Genomic DNA, 19,806 nt, shown 5'->3' with positions numbered 1-19,806 from the left:
GGTATTTCCGGTATCATCGGTGTGCGTGGGCAGGTTATTTCTCGGCGCCGCTGGCGAGCAGTGCTGCCAGGGCGGCATAAACCACGTAGGCGAACACCAGCGGCGCCAAGCCGATCACCAGCGCCCCGCTCAGTCCGAAAAACTCGCTGCACGGCAACAGTTCGAGCGGTGAGCCGACGAACAGGCACTGTATTCCCAGCACCGCGACGATGCCGAGCACGCCGGCCAATCCCGACGGCGACAGGCTCTGGGGATGCAGCATGCGGTCGATCCGGATCGCTTCCGCCGCCGGCTTCAGCCGCGACACCGCCGACGCCGCGAACACCAGCGCCAACAGCCAGGTGACCGACGAGGAAAACACCCGCCCGCCGTCGACTGCGCATTCGCCGAGGCGTTCGACCACCACCGCGTGACCGGGAATGGCGAAGTAGAGCGCGCCTTCCACCGCGTCGGTGATCTTTCCCGACAAATGCTGCGGCGCATACCAGACCTGGTTGGCAAAGCTGATGGCGGCGAAGAGCACGAACACCGCGTCATTAAACAGCGGCATGCTCTTTTGCGACTTGTCGGCCTTGAACACCGCCGTGCTGCGGAAATGAAAAGCATTGCGCGACACGCCATAGCCGCCCGCAAACAGCAGCCCCATGGCGGCAAACAAGGAGATGGCGACCGTCACCTGCAGCACATCCGGCCACGGATCGAAGCCGTCGAGCAGGGCGTAGCGCAAGGCATGGGCGCCGGCGAACAGGCAGGTCACCACCCAGACTTTGGCCAACAGCCGCGATACGCCCATCGAGTCCGGTCCTATTCCGTGAAGCCGGCGTCCTTCATGCGCTCCGCCCGGATGCTTTCGGCGAGCAGGAACGCAAGCTCGATCGACTGGCTGGCGTTGAGACGCGGATCGCAATGGGTGTGGTAGCGCTTCTCCAAATCCTCTTCGCCGATCGCCTGGGCGCCGCCGAGACATTCGGTGACGTTCTGGCCGGTCATTTCGAAATGGACGCCACCGGCATGGGTGCCTTCGGCGCGATGAACGTCGAAGAAGCCCTTGGTTTCCGCGAGAATGCGGTCGAAGGGGCGAGTCTTGTAGCCGGTGCCCGATTTCACGGTGTTGCCGTGCATCGGATCGCAGCTCCACACCACCTTGAAGCCCTCGCGCTTGATCACCCGGATCAGCCGCGGCAGGCTTTCTTCCACCTTGTCGGAGCCGAAGCGGCAGATCAGCGTAATCCGGCCCGGCAGATTATCGGGATTGAGCGCCTCGATCAGCCGCGCCAGGCCGTCATTGGTGATCGACGGGCCGCACTTGAGACCGAGCGGGTTCCTGATGCCGCGGCAGAATTCGACATGAGCGCCATCGAGCTGACGGGTGCGGTCGCCGATCCACAGCATGTGGGCCGAGGTGTCGTACCAGTCGCCGCTGGTGGAATCGACGCGGGTCAGCGCCTGCTCGTAGCCGAGGAACAGCGCCTCGTGGCTGGTGTAGAAGTCGGTCGAGCGCAGCTGCGGCACGCTTTCCGGGGTGATGCCGCAGGCCCGCATGAAATCGAGCGCTTCCGAAACACGCTGTGCGAGGCCCTTGAATTGTTCGCCGGCCGGCGACCCCGCGATGAAGCCCAACATCCAACGGCTGACATTGTGCAGGTCGGCATACCCGCCGTTGGTGAAGGCCCGAAGCAGATTCAGCGTCGCCGCGCTCTGGGCATAGCCTTCCATCAGACGGGCCGGATCGGGCACCCGCGCTTCCCGCGTGAACTCGATGCCGTTGATGTTGTCGCCGCGGTAGGATGGCAGGCAGACGTCGCCGCGGGTCTCGAAATCGTCGGAGCGCGGCTTGGCGAACTGACCGGCAATGCGGCCAACCTTGACCACCGGCACGGCGCCGCCGAACGTCAGCACCACCGCCATCTGCAACAGCACGCGCAACGTGTCGCGGATGTTGTCGGGGTGGAATTCGGCAAAGCTCTCGGCGCAATCGCCGCCCTGGAGCAGGAATGCCTTGCCCTCGGAAACCTGGGCCAACGACGACATAAGATTGCGCGCCTCGCCGGCAAACACCAGCGGCGGATGGGTGCGCAGCCGGTTTTCCACCGCCGCCAGCGCCTCGGAATCGGGGTAGGCAGGGACTTGGACGATCGGCTTCGACCGCCAGCTTTCAGGGGACCAGGCCACGGGGAACTCCTTTGCGGCCACGGGTATAGGGGAACCGGCCCGGCATTTCCAGCGAGGCGGCCAGCGGTGGTCTGGCCGGTTTTGTCAGAGCCGTTTACACTTCTACCCGACGGCAGTCGCCAAAAGTTAAGAACATGCTAAAAAATTTAACGCCGGCTACAATTCCGCGGGCAAAGATGACAGCAAGTCATTGATGACGCTTCGGCCTATTTGCGTGGCACGCCTCCTGCATTTTTGTTCATCGGGCAAAGGGGCACCACGATGTATTTGGGATGGCGGTTGTCGGCGTTCACCATAGCCCTCGGGCTGTTCGTCTTTCACACACAGGATAGCAATTTCGGCTTGCCGCAGGATCAAGTATCGATCCCAACGCGCTGCGCCGATTGCCGGGCCGCTTCCGATCCCCAACCGCCGCATCGGACACGCATGAGCAATACTCCGATCTTCATTGCTGAGATGTCCGGTCGTCCGTATCGCTGGGACGAGGGCGACCAGGCGGGCGGACCCTCATTCGGCGGTTCGTCATCTTCGCCGCACCCAGAAAATCATGTGCGCCCTGGTTCCCTGTTAATCGGAAATCGAGCTGGGGACGTCTCGGCCGGAGGCACCAACTCCGGCGGTGGTGTCCCCTCAAGCGACGGCTCCAACAAAGGCGGCGAAGACAATACCGGCGCGCATGGCGGGACCGGCGACAACCCGGGTTCTAATAACGATCCATGGACTCCGGGCGACTTGCCGCCGATCACAAACGATGATCCCGTCCCAAATGATCCGCCCGGCGCGTCCAATCCGCCTGCTGCGACGGATGTGCCCGAACCGGCATCTGCATCCATTCTGCTCCTCGGCGTGATCTGCGCAATCCGCCTCGGACGACGGCTCGGGAAGGTCCGAACGCCGACATGAAGGCATAGCCTGCCTCCCATCTGCAGGAGTAACGAAGGCGCCCGACGGACAACAACGAAGACCGGCAGCGTTCGCCTTTAACGCGGGCCGCTCGTCGATCCGATACGTCGGAACTCGATTGCGCTGTGCCGGCCGTGGCACCACAGTGCGGCGCATTTGGGAAGATTCGCCATGCTGAACCGTGCGCTGTTGCTCGCCGCCGCCGCGGCATTTCTTGCTGCGTGTGCTGCTCCGCCGCCACCTCCTCCGGCGCCGCCGGTCGTCAAGCCGGCACCGGCGGTCGCGCAGTTCGATCGTTTCAGCTATCAGGGCCATGATGCGGTGTTCGATGCCCGCGCGGCGGGGCCGGGCGAATATCTCAATCCGATCCTGCCGGGCTATTACCCCGATCCGTCCGTGCTGCGCGTCGGTAGCGACTATTATCTCGTCAACTCGAGCTTCACCCACTTCCCCGGACTGCCGGTGTGGCATTCGACCGATCTGGTGCACTGGACCCAGATCGCCAATGCCGTGAACCGTCCGAGCCAGGCCGATTTCGGCACCCTCGATATTTCGCGCGGGCTCTTTGCGCCGGCGATCAGCTATGCCGGCGGCACCTTCTACATCATCAACACCTGCGTCGATTGCGGCGGCAATTTCATCATCACCGCGAAGAACCCGGCCGGTCCGTGGTCCGATCCGATCCCAGTGCCATTCGAAGGCATCGATCCCTCGCTGTTCTTCGCGCCCGACGGCCGCGCCTATATCGTCAACAACGGCGCGCCGGAGGGCGAACCGCTTTACAACGGCCACCGCGCCATCTGGATGCAGGAATTCGATCTGCAAACCCATACAATGGTCGGTCCGCGCAAGGTGCTGGTCAACGGCGGCACCGACATCAAAAAGAAACCGGTCTGGATCGAAGGCCCGCACCTCTATTTCATCAACGGCTGGTACTATCTGATGTGCGCCGAAGGCGGCACTGCCGAGCAGCATTCGGAAGTGATCTTCCGCTCCAAGAAGCTGTGGGGACCGTTTCTTCCCTTCAAAGGCAATCCGATCCTCACCCAGCGCGATCTGCCGGCGCGGGACTTTCCGGTAACCTCCACCGGCCACGCCGATCTGGTGCAGACGCAGAAGGGCGAATGGGCCGCGGTGTTTCTCGGCACCCGCCCTTATGGCGACGATCTCTACAACACCGGCCGCGAAACCTTCCTGCTGCCGGTGACGTGGAAACACGGCTGGCCGATTATTCTCAAGAAAGGCACACCCGTGCCCGTTGCCGCCAAGCGCCCGAGCCTGCCACCCGAACCGGGGCCGCAGCCGCACGCCGGCAATTTCTCCTATACCGACACGTTCGAGGCGCCGCTCGGGCTTGACTGGATCACGGTGCGCACGCCGCATGAAGCCTTCTATTCGGTCGACGGCGGTGCGCTCCGATTGCGCGCGCGGCCGGTGGCGATCGGTTCGAACGGCCAGCCCTCGTTCATCGCCAAGCGCCAGCAGCACGCCAGTGCCGAGGTGACGACCGTGCTGCGGTTCGATCCCAAGATCGACGGCGAACGCGCTGGCCTCGTCGCCTTCCAGAATTCGCACGCCTTCTATTTCCTCGGCGTGGTGCGCGAGAATGGCGCGAACAAAATCTGCGTCACGCGACGCACGTCGGCGAGCGATCCCGAACAGGGCAACACGCTGGCCTGCGCCCCGGCCACCAGCGGACCGATCGCGCTGACGATGGCGATCGACGGCGGCAAGATCAGCTTCCGCTTCGGCGACGGGCAAATTCTGGTGCACGACGAAGACGCGACGGTGCTTTCTACCAAGAAGGCCGGCGGGTTTGTCGGCACGGTGATCGGGCCTTACGCCTACTCGCCATGACCGCGGCCCCGGCGAGGAACAGCGCCAGCGCGGGCGGTTCGGGCACCGGATCGTTGGCGTTCGCGCTGCCTTGCGCCGTCACCTCGATATAGATGCGCCAGTCGGCGGCCATGTCGGTCCAATTTGGCGACGGGCCGAGCGTGAAGGTGCTGTCCTGGTATTCCGGCGGGATCGGGCGGCAGGCGTGCGGCCCCGAGTGGCCGGGCGCGCTCGCCATGTTGCAGCCGTGCAAGTCGAAGCCGCCGGCGCCATCGACGACGGTGAAATAGGTGGCGGTTTCAGTCGCGCCATCGTCGACGCTGGCCCCCGAATCCGGCGTAGCGGGATAGAACGACGCAAACCGCGCGGTGAAGCCGAACACGCCGCCGAGCGCGGCGCCGCTGGTGTTGACAAGCTGAAGCCCGCCAAAGCGATCGATCACCAGCGACTGCCAACTGCCGTCGCTGCTCGTCACCGACGCGGTGACGCTGTCGAAGCAGCCGCCGGCGCCATCCCCCCTGGCGTTGCCGGTGCAAGTGAGGACCACCCCGTCAGGCAAGGCGCTGTGTTTGGCGCCGCCGTCGTCATACCAGGCGAAGTCGGCCTGCCAGAACGCGCCCTTGACCGAGGCGATGGCGGTAGCGGCGGCGGGAACGGTCAGAACGGCCAACGCAACGAGCGCGGAAACAAATGACGTCATGTGCGCACCCCTTCCAATGCGCGAAGGCTGCATGCGAATTTAAGTTCCCGCAAGCTGCGCGCGAAGAAATATTTTGTTTGCACGCACATTCTGTTTGCACTGTTTACAATTTTTACGACGCGACGCAGCGTCGGGAAGGTCCACCGCCATGGCACGGTAGATGCTGCGCAGCTGACAAAACCCAGCACGGACTTTCGCGATGTCGCTCATCCGTCTTGCAGTCGCCGCGCTCCTCTTCGCAGCCGCGGCAAGAGCCGAACCCGTCACCTGGAAATTCACCGGCAGCGTCGTTGCCTGCCCGGCAACCATCGAGCTGGGGGCGCTGGTTCCCTGCAACCACCCGATCGGCGGCGAATTCCGCTTCGACAATGGCGTGGTGCCGTCCGAACCCGGTCACTGGCTGCTGCCCACCGCCTCGTTCTATGCCAAGGCCGGCACTCTCGCGGTCGACGGCCTCGGTGCCGACGCCCGCGTCTGGCCCAATCGCGACGCCATCAGTTTCAGCGGTCCGCTCGAGGCCCCCAGTCACGCCATTAGCGGCGGCAACTGGGAGATCGACATCATCAGCTATGTCGACGACACCTTCGCGCCCGATCACCTGCCCGCCGATCCGATCGCCAGCGATCCGCAAAACCAATTCTGGGTCGATCAGACGCTGTTCCTGCAGCTTGGCGTGTTGCGCGACGACTTTTATGTGCTTGACGGGATCGGCACCGACACCCAATTCGCCCTGACGCGCGAAGTACCCGAACCCTCGCCGCTCGCCTATTTCGGATTCGGCGTGATCTTGATCTCGATGCGGCGGTTCTTCGGATCGCTGGCATTGGCGATGCGCAGATTGGTGGCGCCGAGGCCGTTGACCGTGAGCCGGCCGGCCGCGATGCCGTAATGGGAAAAGCCGTCGGCCACCGCCTTGGCGCGCTTCTGCGACGCCGCCACTGTGGCGTCGGCATTCGAACCGGCATCGCTATAGCCGTTCACCTCGATCAGCGTGTGGTCGTAATGGCCGAGCACCAGCACCATCGCGCGCAGAAACGCATCGCCCCAGTCTGACATCTCGCCGTGATCGAACAGCCGATCGCTCTGCAGCGTCACCGCCAGCTGATCACCGCGGCGCGACACCGACACGCCCTGGCCGCGCAGATAACTGCGCAAATCGGCTTCTTGTGCATCCATGTAGGTGCCGACCATCGCGCGCGTCAGCGGACCGGCGGAATGGATCGGCGGCAGCGCCGGCTGATCGGCGCGATGCGGCACCGGCGGCTGCGTCGGCGATGGCACGGGCGCAACCGGCGGCGCGGGTTGCGGCGCCTGACATCCGGCCAGCACGATGAGGCCGACGAACGCAACAACCTTCTTGTGCATGGATCCCCGATGAAAAGCGCGAGCGTCAAACCATGCAATTGTTCGACCGCCCCGACAAGGACGACAGCGCCACAGCGCCGCGAAATGCGCGGCCTCGACGTCGCCAGCAGTGGACCGCAAAGCAGGCCCGCGCGCCGGACAAATTGCGTCCCGGGCGGATGCCCAAAACTTGAGCAACATCAGGGGCCTGCGACCATTTTGCCAATCCGCGTCCGGTCGTGTTTTTACTTTCGTAAGGAGCCGGCGTTAGCCTGATCTGGTAGCGCTAACAGGGGGATTACGTGTCGAACGTACCACCGCTTACGTCCCGGCTTTGGGATGACCTCGTCACCGGACGATGCACCCACAAATTCGAAGTCTTCGCCGCCAATATGGCGGTATCGCGCGCCGTGCGCATGGTCGCGGCCGATCCGAGTCAGAAACCTCAGATGATCGCCGAACTCAGGCAGTTCTTCGAGAAGTTTGAGCGGACCGTCGCCAACGATCTCAAGAAAATCGCCTGAGAGGCCCCTCATGACCAGCATCACACCCGTCGCCGACACCACTACGAAACTGATTTCCGTCGCCGCCGCCAACGCGTTGATCGCCGACGGCCACATCCTCCACATCGCCGGCGCCGAACAGGCGCTGAAGCAGCTCGCGCACGGCAACTGGATCGGCGGCACGATTCCCTATTTCCTGACCCAGTCGGGCGGCGTCGTCGATCACGCCCGCGTGCTCGTCACCGAACTGCCGAGGGCGGTGGTCGAAACCAAGACCCAGTTCGTGCACGCGCTCAGGCTCGCCGACATCACCGCGGGCGGTTACGACAACGGCTTCTCGATCGTCATCATTCCGGGCATGTCGAACGCCCACTCGACCTTCGCCAACGCCATCCACGACGTCGCCGGCCTGTATGAAAAGCCGGTGGTCGGTTGGATCGCGGGCGTTCATCTCGACGACCTCGGCAAGACGGCGCCGCTGGTGATCGACGGGCGCACCGGCGAGACCTCCACCAACGGCATTCTGGTGCTGCATGCCAAGCTGCCCGATGACGTTTCGGCCCAGGTCGGCATCATCAATCTGTTCGAGCAGGGCGAAGGCGATCGCATCACGTTCCCGGAAACCGGCTTCTCGGCCGATGCCTGCCTGATCAACGGCGAGCCGGGCTCGCTGTTCGATTACATTCGCGCCCGCAACCTCGACCTCAGCCTGCCGCTGGTGGCCGATCAGTCGGGCGAGATGATCAACGTCTCGTTCCAGACCCTCGACGAGGCCAACCACACGGTGCGCTTTTATGCGCCAGTGCTGAAGGGCGTCGAATACCGCCAGGCCGCGCCAACCGGCGATTATCGCCACGGCCTCGCCAAGCGGCTCGAACAGCGCCCGGTGACGCCGGTGTTCTCGTGCAACTGCATTCTCAACTATGTCTATGGCGGCCTCGAAGGCGATCAGCCGATCGCCATTCCCGGCCCGGCGACCTTCGGCGAAATCGCCTACGTGCTGCTGAACCAGACGCTGGTCTATCTCGAAATCGCGTAATGGAATGCGGCCGTCGCGAGGCGGCGGCGGCCGCTGTTCCGTTTAGAGTCCCAGCACCTTTTCGGCGCTTTCGAATGGCAGGTGCTGCGCCGCGGCCACGGCCTTGTAAGTCAAGGTGCCGTGGTAGACGTTGAGACCGGCCCTGAGATGCGGGTCGGCCTTCATCGCGGCATCGGCGCCCTTGCCGGCCAGCGCCAGTGTGAACGGCAGCGTCGCGTTGTTGAGGGCGAAGGTGGAGGTGCGCGCCACCGCGCCCGGCATGTTGGCAACACAGTAGTGCACTACGTCGTGGACGCGATAGGTCGGATCGGCGTGCGTGGTGGCATGGCTGGTCTCGGCGCAGCCGCCCTGGTCGATGGCGACGTCGACGATCACCGCGCCCTTGCGCATCTCGCGCACCATCTTTTCGGTAATCAGCTTGGGCGCCTCGGCACCCGGGATCAGCACGCCACCGATGACGAGATCGGCGGTGGTGATCTGCTCTTCCACCGCATCCATGGTCGAATAGAGCGTGTGCAAACGCGAGCCGAACTGCTCGTCGAGTTCCTTCAGGCGGTTGAGTGACACGTCGAGCACGATGACATGGGCTTCCAGCCCCATCGCCATGCGCGCTGCGTTGGTGCCGACCACGCCGCCACCCAGCACCACCACTTTCGCCGCCGGAACGCCGGGCACGCCGCCGAGCAGCACGCCGCGGCCGCCCTGGGCGCGTTCGAGGCAATGGGCACCGGCCTGGATCGACATCCGCCCGGCGACTTCGCTCATCGGTGCCAGCAGCGGCAGGCCGCCGTGGCGGTCGGTGACGGTCTCGTAGGCGATGCAGGTTGCGCCGGAGGCCAGCAGTCCCTTGGTCTGCTCCGGATCGGGCGCCAGATGCAGATAGGTGAAAAGGGTCTGGCCCTTTTTCAGCCGCGCGATTTCAACCGCCTGCGGCTCCTTCACCTTGACGATCATGTCGGCGACGTCGAACACCTCTGCGGCGCCGGGAAGAATCTTGGCGCCGGCCTTCACATACAGCTCATCGGTGAGATCGATGGCGTCGCCAGCCTTGGTCTCGACGTAAACCTCATGCCCGCGCGCGGTCAGTTCCCGCACGGCTGCCGGAGTCAAGCCGACGCGATATTCGTGATTCTTGATTTCCTTTGAAACACCGACGCGCATCTCGAATTCCTCAACAGGCTTCGTCGGGAAGGCTAACAGTCAGCGCCGCCGGATCAATTGCCATCCTCGCATTCCGGAGCCCCGCGTGGCGCATCGCGATATGCGCTTGCGTGAAGTGCGACGGATCGGACCGATTGTGTCCCCAAACAAAGAGGGCCCGACGCGTCGTTGCCGGGCCCCGATAAGTTTCCGAGCCGACCGGATCAGTGACCGGTGTCGTCGTGCGGGTGGGTCGTGTTGCCACCGCTTGAACCACCGCTGCCTCCGTGGTTGCCGCCGCCGCTACCACCACCGTGACCGCCGCTTTGACCGCCGCTACCGCCCTGGCCGCCACCTTGCCCGCTGCCGCTGCCGTGACCGCCGCTGCTGCCCTGGCCGCCACCCTGGGCGCCGCCGCTGCCGCCGCCATGACCGCCGCTGCCGCCCTGGCCGCTACCGCTGCCACCACTGCCACCGCCATGACCGCCGCTACCGCTTTGACCGCTGCTGCCCTGGCCGCTATTGCCGCCGCCGCTCTGGCCGGCGCCACCTTGGCCGCCGCCCTGGTTGCCGAAGGGCCAGCCACCGTGACTGCCACCATGGCCGCCACCCTGGCCGCCGCCGCTCTGGCCAGCACCGCCTTGGCCACCGCCTTGGCCGCCACCTTGGCCGCCGCCCGGATGGCCGCCGTTGCCGCCCTGGTTACCGCCGCCTTGATTGCCGCTGCCTTGGCCACCGAAAGGCCAGCCGCCGTTGCCACTCGGGTGGCCGCCGTTGCCGCCGCCGTTGTTGCCGCCGCCATTGCCGCCGCCGCTCCAGTTGTGACCACCCGGGCCACCCTGGAAACCGCCATGGTTGTCACCGCCATGACCGCGATCCCAATTGCGATCACCGTGCTCGCGGTGCCAGCGGCTACGCCAGTCGTCGCGAATGCGGAAGCCGTTGTTTTCGTACCATTGGAAACCGAGCGGCTCGCGGTAGCGACCGGTGCAGTAGCCGCCGGGGCGCCCGCCGCGCCATTCGTCGAGGCGCCAATCGCCGTGCAGCCAGAACCAGATGCGGCCATTATAGCGCCGGTAATAGACCGGGCCGCGATACCAGTTGCCGCCCCAATACACCGGGCAATCGTAGATCGGCATATCCCAATAGCCCTCGGGACAGCCCCACTCATCGCAATAGCCGCCCGAGTCATAGCTGAAATTCACGCCACCCCTGCCGAATCCAACCGAGAATCCGTCGGCTTTCGCCGGGACGCCGAACATCGACGCCGCCGCCATAACCGCCACCGCGACGGTCGTCTTCCAGAGAGTTTTCATTGCCCAGCCCCTTTGTGGTCTGAATCACCCGTTTAAGTTTAGCGCATATTATGCTCAGTGATGTCCATCGTGGCCACCGCCACCTTGGCCGCCGCCACCGTGGCCACCGCCGCCATGGCCGCCACCACCGCCGCCGTGGCCGCCACCACCGCCGTGGCCGGCATAGCCTCCGCCGCCACCCTGGCCGCCGTAACTGCCGCCGCCGCCACCTTGCTGGCCACCACCGCCCTGTTGGTAATTACCGCCACCGCCCTGCTGGTAGTTGCCACCGCGGTTCGACCAACCGTGGTTGCCGCCGCCTTGCTGATAATTGCCGCCGCCCGGTGGGCCGCCCTGCTGATACGTGCCGCCGCCTTGCGGGTAGTTGCCGCCGCCGCGGTTCTGCCAACCACGGCCGCCTTGCGGGTAGTTACTGCCGCCCTGGCGGTAATAGCCGCTCCCCGACCAGCCGCGATTGCCGCCGTTCGACCAGTTGCCGCCGAAACGATTGCCCCAGGCGCTACGCCCGTGCCAGCCGCCGCGATCGGTCCAGCGGATCGACGGACGCGGACCGTTCCACTGGTCGCGCCGCCAGCCGCCGTTCAGCCAGAACAGCCGCTCGCCGCCGAACCAGCGATAATAGATCGGGCCGCGATACCAGTTGCCGCCCCAGAACACCGGCTCGTAGTAGACCGGATAGCCGCAGTAATCGGGCGGCAGGCCCCACGGCGGCGGAACGTCGTAGTAATCGTAGTAGTCGCACGGATCGGCGAAATAGCCGCCGTCATATCCGAACGAAAACCCGATGCCGCCGTCGGCGCGTGCCGGCGAGGCCGCAAACAACGCCGCGCCTGCCAAAAGCATTGCACTGAACGCTGCCCTGCCAAACCGTTTCATAGCTGGTCTCCTAAAAAGAAGCGCCCCGCCGGTGTTTGAAAAAGCGCGCCTTCAGACTGAAATCCAAAGGCGCGCCGGTTGGCGTCAGTGATGTCCGCCGTGGCCGCCGCCCCAGCCGCCGCCACCGTGGCCGCCGCCGTGTCCTCCACCCCAGCCGCCGCCACCGTGCCCGCCGTAGCCGCCACCGCCATGCCCCCAATCACCATAGTTGTGATAGAAGCTGCCGCGGCCCCAGCCGTCATGCCGGTACCAGTGGTTGTTGATCCAGAATTCGCGGTGTCCGCCATACCAGCGGCTGCGCAACGGGCGATCGTACCAGTAGCCGCCGATGTAGAGCGGCGGGCCGTAGTAGTAGTCGTAGTCGTCGCAGTAATAGGGGTCGTAGTAGCGGCTGTAAGGGTCGCAGATCCCCGGGCCATAATAGGCGCGCGGCGGCGGCGCCCAGCCACCGACTCCGAAGCCGACCGTGAAGCCGGCCGACGCCGGCGTGGCGACGCCGATGGCCGTTCCGGCCAGCATCAGCGTACCCAAAACTGCTTTGGCGATCCTGTTCATCTCGGTTCTCCTTGTTCGCCGTTGAACGCGACTGTGGTCCCGAGCGGCTGAACCGCACATGAACGGTACTGTCAGGTTGGCGTCAGGTCGTTGCCCCAGCTCCGCCATATTTGAATGCCGCGGATGACAATCCTTGCTGCGCAATGTGTTGCCGCGTTACGCTCGCGTGTTGGCAGGGCGAAGCTGAATGAAAACTTTCTATTCCCCGGTCCATCTGGACCACGATCCCCAGGTTCAGTTCGAAGGCGGCCAGTTGCTGCCGGCGGTGGAAATCCCGGTCCGGGCCGAAAAAGTGCGCGTCGCCGTGCAGGCGCGCCGCATCGGACCGCTGGTGCCGCCGACGCCGTTCGGCGACGAAACCATCCTCGCCGTGCACGACAGTGGCCTCGTCGCCCTGCTGACCGAAGCCTGGGACGAGTGGACCAAGCGCTACGGCAAGAACGCCTCGGTCGCGATCCCGTCTGCCTGGCCGGCGAAAGGCATGAGCGACAAGCACAAAGGCGATATCGAAGCCCGCCTGGGCCGGTACGCGTTCTCCTGCGATGCCCCGATCGCCCGCGGCACCTGGGCGGCTGCGCGCGAAGCGGTCAATGTGGCGCTGTCCGGCGCCGAGGCGATCAAGAACGGCGAAAAAAGCGCATTCGCGCTGACCCGTCCGCCCGGTCATCACGCCGGAGCCGATGTGTTCGGCGGCTTCTGCTATCTCAACAACGCGGCGATCGCGGCCGAATGGCTGGTCAAGGCGGGGCTGAAGCCGGCCATCCTCGATGTCGACTATCATCATGGCAACGGCACCCAGGCGATCTTCTACCAGCGCGCCGACGTGTTCTTCTGCTCGATCCACGCCGATCCCAATTTCGCCTATCCCCACTATGTCGGTTTTGCTGACGAGCGCGGCGAAGGCGAGGGCGAGGGCTACAATCTCAACCTGCCGCTGGCCAACGGCGCCGATTGGAGCCGCTACGAAGAGGCGCTCAAGTTCGCCATCGGAGCGGTCAAGCACATGAGCCCCGACGTGGTGATCGTCAGTCTCGGTCTCGACACCTATTTCGAGGACCCGATCGCCGGTTTCCGGCTCAAGGCGGCCGACTACCAGCGCATGGGCGCGGCGCTGGCCGAGCTGCACAAGCCGGTGCTTTTCATCATGGAAGGCGGCTATTGCTTCGACGCTCTCGGCGATCTGACGGCCAACGTGCTGGAAAGCTTCCAAGGCGCCTGACCCGCGGTCCGGGTGCGCCGTTGCACAGGACAAAAGCGCACACGGCAAATTCCTTTTGATCGCCATCCGGGTTAGACTTCCCGCCTTAACGGTGGGGGGTAGCGATGGCGTATTGGCGTGCGGCCGCAGCGGCGTTGGCGGTGCTTTTGGCGTGTGCGTCGGCTAAAGCCGCCCCCACCGATCCCAGCGATGCCACCAGCATCGAAGCCGCCGGCGAAGACATCGTCGTGGCGGCCGACGGCACTTACGTCGACACGGTTCACAATGAGATCAAGGCGACCAACGACGCCGGCGCCATGCAGGCCTCGCGCATCAGCGTGCTCTACGATTCCGAATTGCAGGACGTCGAGATCGTCGAAGCCCACACCTTGAAGGCCGACGGCAGCAAAATTCCGGTCGACATCAATACGATCTATGAACAGCTTCCGCCCGACAATACGCTGGCGGTGACCAGCTTCCGCATCAAGGTGCTGCTGTTCCCGCAGTTCGCGGCGGGCGACACCGCGGTCTACACCGTGCGCTACAAGACGACGAAGCCCAACTTCGCCGGCGAATTCACCTACGGCAAATATTTTCCGCGCGGCTATCCGCTCAAGAACACGCACGTCGCCATCACCGCGCCGAAGTCCATGCATCTGAGGACCGAGACGCACGACGTCCCCTTCGTCAAGAGCGAACAGGGCGACAGCGAGACCTTCACCTGGACGATAACGGCGCCGAAAACCAAAGTGCCGGCGCAGGGCGCCATCAATCCCTACGACCGCGAGCCGCGCTTCTTCGTTTCCAGCTTCAAGGACTACGCCGCGCTCGGTGCCGCTTACGCCGCGCAGGCTATCCCAAAAGCTGCCGTGACACCCAAAATCAAGGCACTCGCCGACCAGATCACCACCGGCGTCAGCGACCGTCGCGAACAGACGCGCCTGCTCTACGAATGGGTGGTCAAGCACATCCGCTATGTCGCGATCGAGCTCGGGCGCGGCTCGTTCATCCCGCACGAAGCCGATGCCATCGTCGCCAAGGGCTACGGCGACTGCAAGGACCACGACACCATCCTGCAGGCGCTGCTCAAGGCCAAGGGCATTGCCGCCCAGAGCATGCTGATCAACGCCGAAAATTCCTACGACACGAGCGTGGCGCCGACCTTCGCCCAGCTCAACCATGTCATCACCTACGTGCCCGAACTCGACCTCTGGCTCGATGCCACCGCAGTGGCGCCGTTCGGCGTGCTGCCGATCGAGGAGTACGGCAAGCCGGTGGTGCGCGCCACCCAGACCAGTGCGGGCATGACCACCGTACCGGTGCTGGCGCCGGACGTGGCCGAACTCGCCACCGTCACCACCGCGACGCTCGACGACAAGGGCGTCATCAGCGGCACGACGCGGACCACCGCCAAAGGCCCGCATGCGATCATGTTGCGCTACGTCGCGCTCGGTGTGCAGGCGGTCGGCCCCGACAAGGTGGTGCAGGGCCGGCTGGCGGCGGCCGGCTTCACCGACATCACCGGCAGTTTCGCCATGGACCCGCCGATGGAGCTGACGCCGAGCTACTCGATCACCGGCACCTTCTCGGCCAAGGGCCTCGCGGACTGGCTCGATCACGGCGAAAAGCGCGCCATGCCGCGGGGCCTCAAGCTCGGCGCCATGATCGGCGACGGCATGATGGGACCCTACGATCTCGGCGATCTCACCGACACCGATCCCACCGCCTGCTACAGCGGCCGCGAAACCGAAGACATCAGTCTGGTGCTGCCGACCGGCACCACGCCGAACGGGCTGCCCGACGATTTCAAGGTCCAGACCGCCAACCTGTTCTTCTTCGCCCATTGGAGCTTCAGGAACGGCATCGTGACGGTGCATCGCGAGTTCCGCTCCAAGGTCAAGGTGGTGAGCTGCACCATGGATCTGCGCAAGGAGACGGCGGCGACGCTGAAGAAGATCGCCGACAACTATGACGGCGGGTTCCGCCTGTCGCGCTCGGTCGACACCTACAACTCGAAGATCAAGGCCGAACCGACCAACATCGACGCCCTGATCCAACGCGGCAATGCCTATGGCGACAAGGGCGACTACGATGCCGCGCTCAAGGATTATGAGGAGGCGCTCCGGCTCGATCCCAAAAGCTCCTGGGCGCTCAACGCGCGCGGCACCACCTATCTCGACATGGGCAAGATTGATCTCGCCATCGCCGATTACAACCGCGCGCTGGCGCTGGAGCCCGACTTCGAAGAGGTCTGGTACAATCGCGCCCTCGCCTATTCGCATCAGAGCGCCTGGGACAAGGCGATCGCCGATTTCTCCCAGGCACTGAAGCTGAACCCGAAAAAGATCGACGCACTGATCGACCGCGGCCGGGCCTATATGTTCGAGCAGAAGCTCGATCTCGCCGCGGCGGACTTGGATGCCGCCATCGCGCTGCAGCCCAATCACGGACGGGCCCACTCCAATCGCGCTGCGCTGCACCTGCGCAAAGCCGACATTCAGGGTGCGATGGCCGATGCCACCGCCGCGATCAAGGCCGACCCCAAGGACACCTGGGCGCTGGTGCTGCGCGGCACCGCCTGGCGCATGAAGTTCAACAACGAGGCGGCGCTGGCCGATTTCAGCGCCGCGCTGGCGATCGACCCGCGATACGCCGATGCGCTCAAGGCACGCGCCTATCTCTATCGCGACACCGGCCGCGCCACGCTGGCGCTGCCCGATCTCGATACCCTGATCGCCGCAACGCCCGACGATGCCGACATGCTGCTGATGCGCGCCAGGGTGCACCAATCCCTCAGGCATTGGGACCTCGCCATCGCCGATTACGACCGTGTGCTCGCCAACCGGCCCGACTCCGAGCCGGCGCACTCCGGCCGCCTCGCCGTCATGGTGGACAAGGGCCAGAGCGCGGAGGCTTTCAGAGAAGCCGAAGCCTTGATTGCGGCTCACCCCGGCAAGGGCTGGCCGTATATGGTGCGCTCGATGGTCAAGCGCGAACTCGGCGACGACAAATCCGCCAACCAGGATGTCGCTCTCGCCTTGAAGATCGAGCCGGGCATCAGCCCCACAATTTCCAGCACGCAAATCTTCCGCCTGCCACCGAAGCCGGCCAACCTGCCCGGCTATGCCGCGACCTTTGCCGAAGGCATGCAGGCGATGGCGCAACGCCAATACGACACTGCCGCCGCCAGCTTCGAGCGCGCCGTCCGCCAAGGCGCCCCCGATGCCTCGGTGCTGCCGATGCTGTGCAAGGCGCTGGCCCATACCGCGCGGCTCGACGAAGCGGCTTACCACTGCTCGCGCGCGCTGCAGCTTCAGGAAAACAACGGCGATCTGCTGGAGATGCGCGGGCTGGCCTATTTCCGTCAGGGCAAGTTCCGCGACGCGCTCGCCGACTTCAATCAGGCCGCGACCGTGTTCTCGCGCGATGCCCGCTATCTCTACGAACGCGGCGTCACCAAGAAAAAGCTCGGCGATGCCTCGGGCGACGCCGACATCGCCAGGGCCAAGAAAATGGATGCCGACGTGACGGGCGAGGTGCCGTCGAAGATCGCACCGTAGCGCTTCGATGCGCCGCCGTGATAGAAGGCGGCATGAGCGATATCCCCTCCTTGACCGAACGGCAATTCGGGCCGCGTGCCGCGGCGTATGTCAACAGCGCCGTGCATGCGGCCGGCGAAGATCTCGACGAGCTGAGATCCTTCGCGGGAACCCGCGGGTTCGCGACCGCGCTCGATCTCGGCTGCGGCGGTGGCCATGTCAGTTTCACCCTCGCGCCGCTGGTTGGTGCCGTCACCGCGTACGATCTTTCCGATGCGATGCTGACGGCGGTGGCGGAAGAAGCCGCCGCGCGCGGGCTTACCAATATCGCGACGCAGCAGGGCAAGGCGGAAAAACTTCCATTCGCCGACGCCAGCTTCGATTTCGTCGCGACGCGCTATTCCGCCCATCACTGGCTCGACGTGCCCGCCGCCATGGCCGAAGTGCATCGCGTTTTGAAACCCGGCGCGCCGCTGATGGTGATGGACGGTGTGGCGCCCGAAAACGTCCTCTGCGATACCTTCGTGCAGACCATAGAGATGCTGCGCGATCCTTCCCATGTGCGCGATTATTCGGTGGGCGAGTGGACGGCGATGCTGACCGCAGCCGGTTTCGCCGTCACCGCGGTGAAGCGCCACCGCATCCGGCTTGCGTTTTCAAGCTGGATCGCCCGCATGCAGACGCCGCCGGTCCAAGCCGAGGCGATCCTCGCGCTGATGGCCCAGGCACCGGAGAGCGTGCGCACCCATTTTGGCCTCGAAGCCGACGGTTCGTTCCAGCTCGACACCGCCAGCGTGGTGGCGGCGAAGGCCTGAAAAAAATCGAAAGAATTATTTTGCAGCCCGTTGCGGACAGACTCCTAGCCGCAACGGAGTCGATGTATTTTCGAAAAACCGCAAGCGGCGGCGGTCCGGATGCAATTGTTCGGATATAGAAGAAATGGGGAAACCTCCCGCACGCTGCAAGGGGGTGCGTCACGACGGCAGTTTGCGCAGCGATTCAAATTGTTAGCGATATTTACTATGTAGCTGCCTCGCGTTCGCAATAGTTTTCGGGTTGCGACACTCCCGCCCAGCGCCAATTTCGCTAAACTCTTCACCACAGCGAAGGGGGACGCACGATGAACAGGTTTCTGGCCGGCGCACTGGGTGCGCTGAATGCCTTGCTGGCGTTGATCTTCATCGTGGTGGGGGCGATGGCGGGTTACCGGATGTCGCAGTCCTTCTATTATTACGACTACGGACACGGCGATGCCGCGGCCGTCGGCACGATCGTCGGCGTGATCGTGGGATGCTTCGTGGCGGTTCTGGTGTGCGGGTTCCTCGCCGTCTTCATCGTCATCAAGGATCACCTCGCGGCGGTCCGCGACGAATTGAAAATGCTGAACCGCTTCAGCGCCACGGCGGCCACCGAACTGACGCGGCTAAGCGGCCTCGTGACCGCCGTGCGGGCGGATTTGCATGCCGTACCGGCAAGGGTCCAAGCACCGCCGCCTGCTCCTCCGGCCGCAAACCCGACACCGCCCGCAGTAGAGGCCGCACCGCCGCACGCCACGACGCAAATCCCGCTGGTATCGGGTCTGGAAGAAGCCGCGCGCCGGATTTGGCAGGACCCTCGCAACCGCCCCCTCATTTACGCTGCGGGCGGTTTGTTGTTGGTGGCGCTGATCATCGCCATCGTGCACTGAGCCCGGTCAGACCAAACGGGCTGTGCCGAGCGATCGTGCGGAAATGCTTGAACGGGCACACCGCGAATGTTACATGTAACGTCGCGCGTGGCAATGGGAGAAGGCTAGTGGCAGAATCCACCTCAAAGCGGGTCGAAAAGCGCCGGGCGGCGTTGCGCGCAGCCGGTTTGCGGCCGGTGCAGATTTGGGTGCCCGACACCCGTCGGCCTGGATTCGCGGAAGAATGCCGCCGCCAGTGCCTTGTCGTTCAGGGCGATCCGCAAGAAGCCGACATTCTCGATTGGATCGACAAGGCGGCTGATACCGCGGGCTGGAAATGAACCGCGGCAGTCTGGTCGCGGTCGCCTTGCAAGGCGATTTCGGCAAACCGCGCCCGGCCCTCGTCATTCAGTCGAGCCTGTTCGCTGAACTTCCCTCCGTGACCGTCCTGCCGATCACCAGCGAATTGCGCGACGCCCCGCTTTACCGGATCACCATCACGCCGACGCCAACCAACGGCCTGCGCCGGATTTCGCAGATCATGGTCGACAAAGCCGTCACCGTGCGCCGCGACAAGATCGGAGAGGTGTTCGGACAGATCGACGACGACACGATGCTGGCCGTTACGCGGGCGATAGCGTTATTTCTGGGGGTGGGGTGAAAAGCTGTGTATAGCCGCCCAATTTGGAATTGCGACGGACGATCACAGGCAAGCAACCCACTTCGAGACGTTGTCGTCAGGCCGGTAACAAGCAGCTTGTTCATCCGACCAAAGATCGTCTTTGCACTTAATCCCATTGGGTTCGATCAAGTGGGCATCCTCGATATACCCCTTCGCTTGCATACACATTGCAAGATAAGCGGAATTATAATGTTCAAAATTCGTTTGGGCATGAGGTGACAACTCGCATTGCGCAAGAAATTTCCTGGCTTCTGGGTTGTCGCATCCTGCCAATATCACACTTAAGAGAACTAGCGCATCGGACGTTCAAGCGAGATCATTCTTTCCTCCACCGCGA

18 protein-coding genes are annotated in these 19,806 nt (G+C 64.3%); 10 read left to right on the top strand and 8 right to left on the bottom strand.

Features of this window, described 5'->3' with window-relative positions:
* Nucleotides 1-34: 34 nt before the first annotated feature.
* Both AC1P6P_RS09655 and AC1P6P_RS09650 read right to left on the bottom strand, forming a co-directional pair.
* On the bottom strand, nt 35-793 hold the full coding sequence (locus AC1P6P_RS09655) for a hypothetical protein (protein WP_481402229.1): 759 nt from the start codon (nt 791-793) through the stop codon (nt 35-37).
* A gap of 11 nt (nt 794-804) precedes the next feature.
* Nucleotides 805-2,172, bottom strand: coding sequence for a class II 3-deoxy-7-phosphoheptulonate synthase (locus tag AC1P6P_RS09650; RefSeq protein WP_481402228.1), 1,368 nt, complete (start codon nt 2,170-2,172; stop codon nt 805-807).
* Between the two features lie 279 nt (nt 2,173-2,451).
* Between AC1P6P_RS09650 and AC1P6P_RS09645 the strand changes: the two genes are divergently transcribed.
* Complete coding sequence (locus AC1P6P_RS09645; protein WP_481402227.1) at nt 2,452-3,075, top strand: hypothetical protein; 624 nt, start codon at nt 2,452-2,454, stop codon at nt 3,073-3,075.
* 171 nt (nt 3,076-3,246) lie between these two features.
* Nucleotides 3,247-4,932: a glycoside hydrolase family 43 protein gene (locus AC1P6P_RS09640; protein WP_481402226.1), complete on the top strand. Its 1,686-nt coding sequence runs from the start codon at nt 3,247-3,249 to the stop codon at nt 4,930-4,932.
* On the opposite strand, the gene AC1P6P_RS09635 is transcribed toward AC1P6P_RS09640, so the two are convergent.
* Nucleotides 4,871-5,611 carry a PEP-CTERM sorting domain-containing protein gene (locus AC1P6P_RS09635; protein WP_481402225.1) on the bottom strand — a complete coding sequence of 247 codons (741 nt, stop codon included), beginning with the start codon at nt 5,609-5,611 and terminating at the stop codon, nt 4,871-4,873. The genes AC1P6P_RS09640 and AC1P6P_RS09635 overlap by 62 nt on opposite strands.
* 765 nt (nt 5,612-6,376) lie before the next feature.
* Nucleotides 6,377-6,976, bottom strand: a complete 600-nt coding sequence (locus AC1P6P_RS09630) for an OmpA family protein (protein WP_481402224.1) — start codon at nt 6,974-6,976, stop codon at nt 6,377-6,379.
* A gap of 281 nt (nt 6,977-7,257) precedes the next feature.
* On the opposite strand from AC1P6P_RS09630, the gene AC1P6P_RS09625 reads away from it, so the two are divergent.
* Nucleotides 7,258-7,479 carry a hypothetical protein gene (locus AC1P6P_RS09625; RefSeq protein WP_481402223.1) on the top strand — a complete coding sequence of 74 codons (222 nt, stop codon included), beginning with the start codon at nt 7,258-7,260 and terminating at the stop codon, nt 7,477-7,479.
* A 10-nt stretch (nt 7,480-7,489) separates the two neighbouring features.
* Entirely contained in the window at nt 7,490-8,497 is a 1,008-nt protein-coding gene (locus AC1P6P_RS09620; protein WP_481402222.1) for a DUF6976 family protein, read from the top strand.
* 42 nt (nt 8,498-8,539) lie between these two features.
* Here AC1P6P_RS09620 and ald read toward each other — a convergent pair whose 3' ends face one another.
* The 4 genes from ald to AC1P6P_RS09600 form a co-directional block, all read right to left on the bottom strand.
* A complete protein-coding gene (gene ald, locus AC1P6P_RS09615) occupies nt 8,540-9,658 on the bottom strand; it encodes an alanine dehydrogenase (protein WP_481402221.1) in 1,119 nt (372 codons plus the stop codon).
* 203 nt (nt 9,659-9,861) lie between these two features.
* The gene (locus tag AC1P6P_RS09610) at nt 9,862-10,953 is read right to left on the bottom strand and encodes a hypothetical protein (RefSeq protein ID WP_481402220.1); all 1,092 of its coding nucleotides are present in this window, start codon (nt 10,951-10,953) and stop codon (nt 9,862-9,864) included.
* Nucleotides 10,954-11,007: 54 nt separating this feature from the next.
* Nucleotides 11,008-11,829, bottom strand: a complete 822-nt coding sequence (locus tag AC1P6P_RS09605) for a hypothetical protein (protein WP_481402219.1) — start codon at nt 11,827-11,829, stop codon at nt 11,008-11,010.
* An 84-nt stretch (nt 11,830-11,913) separates the two neighbouring features.
* The gene (locus tag AC1P6P_RS09600; RefSeq protein ID WP_481402218.1) at nt 11,914-12,384 is read right to left on the bottom strand and encodes a hypothetical protein; all 471 of its coding nucleotides are present in this window, start codon (nt 12,382-12,384) and stop codon (nt 11,914-11,916) included.
* 187 nt (nt 12,385-12,571) lie between these two features.
* Between AC1P6P_RS09600 and AC1P6P_RS09595 the strand changes: the two genes are divergently transcribed.
* The 6 genes from AC1P6P_RS09595 (at nt 12,572) to AC1P6P_RS09570 (ending at nt 19,448) form a co-directional block, all read left to right on the top strand.
* Nucleotides 12,572-13,603 carry a histone deacetylase family protein gene (locus tag AC1P6P_RS09595; protein WP_481402217.1) on the top strand — a complete coding sequence of 344 codons (1,032 nt, stop codon included), beginning with the start codon at nt 12,572-12,574 and terminating at the stop codon, nt 13,601-13,603.
* Between the two features lie 104 nt (nt 13,604-13,707).
* Nucleotides 13,708-17,142: a tetratricopeptide repeat protein gene (locus AC1P6P_RS09590; protein ID WP_481402216.1), complete on the top strand. Its 3,435-nt coding sequence runs from the start codon at nt 13,708-13,710 to the stop codon at nt 17,140-17,142.
* A gap of 32 nt (nt 17,143-17,174) precedes the next feature.
* Complete coding sequence (locus AC1P6P_RS09585; protein ID WP_481402215.1) at nt 17,175-17,936, top strand: class I SAM-dependent methyltransferase; 762 nt, start codon at nt 17,175-17,177, stop codon at nt 17,934-17,936.
* A gap of 305 nt (nt 17,937-18,241) precedes the next feature.
* Nucleotides 18,242-18,808, top strand: a complete 567-nt coding sequence (locus tag AC1P6P_RS09580; protein WP_481402214.1) for a hypothetical protein — start codon at nt 18,242-18,244, stop codon at nt 18,806-18,808.
* A 107-nt stretch (nt 18,809-18,915) separates the two neighbouring features.
* Entirely contained in the window at nt 18,916-19,128 is a 213-nt protein-coding gene (locus AC1P6P_RS09575; RefSeq protein WP_481402213.1) for an antitoxin MazE family protein, read from the top strand.
* Nucleotides 19,125-19,448, top strand: coding sequence for a type II toxin-antitoxin system PemK/MazF family toxin (locus tag AC1P6P_RS09570; protein ID WP_481402212.1), 324 nt, complete (start codon nt 19,125-19,127; stop codon nt 19,446-19,448). Before AC1P6P_RS09575 ends, AC1P6P_RS09570 begins: the two co-directional genes overlap by 4 nt.
* Nucleotides 19,449-19,806 lie beyond the last annotated feature (358 nt).

It is taken from the genome of Rhizomicrobium sp. (assembly GCF_056722145.1).
Note: the sequence above shows the minus strand (reverse complement) of the source record. Positions and strands in the feature narration are given on the sequence as shown.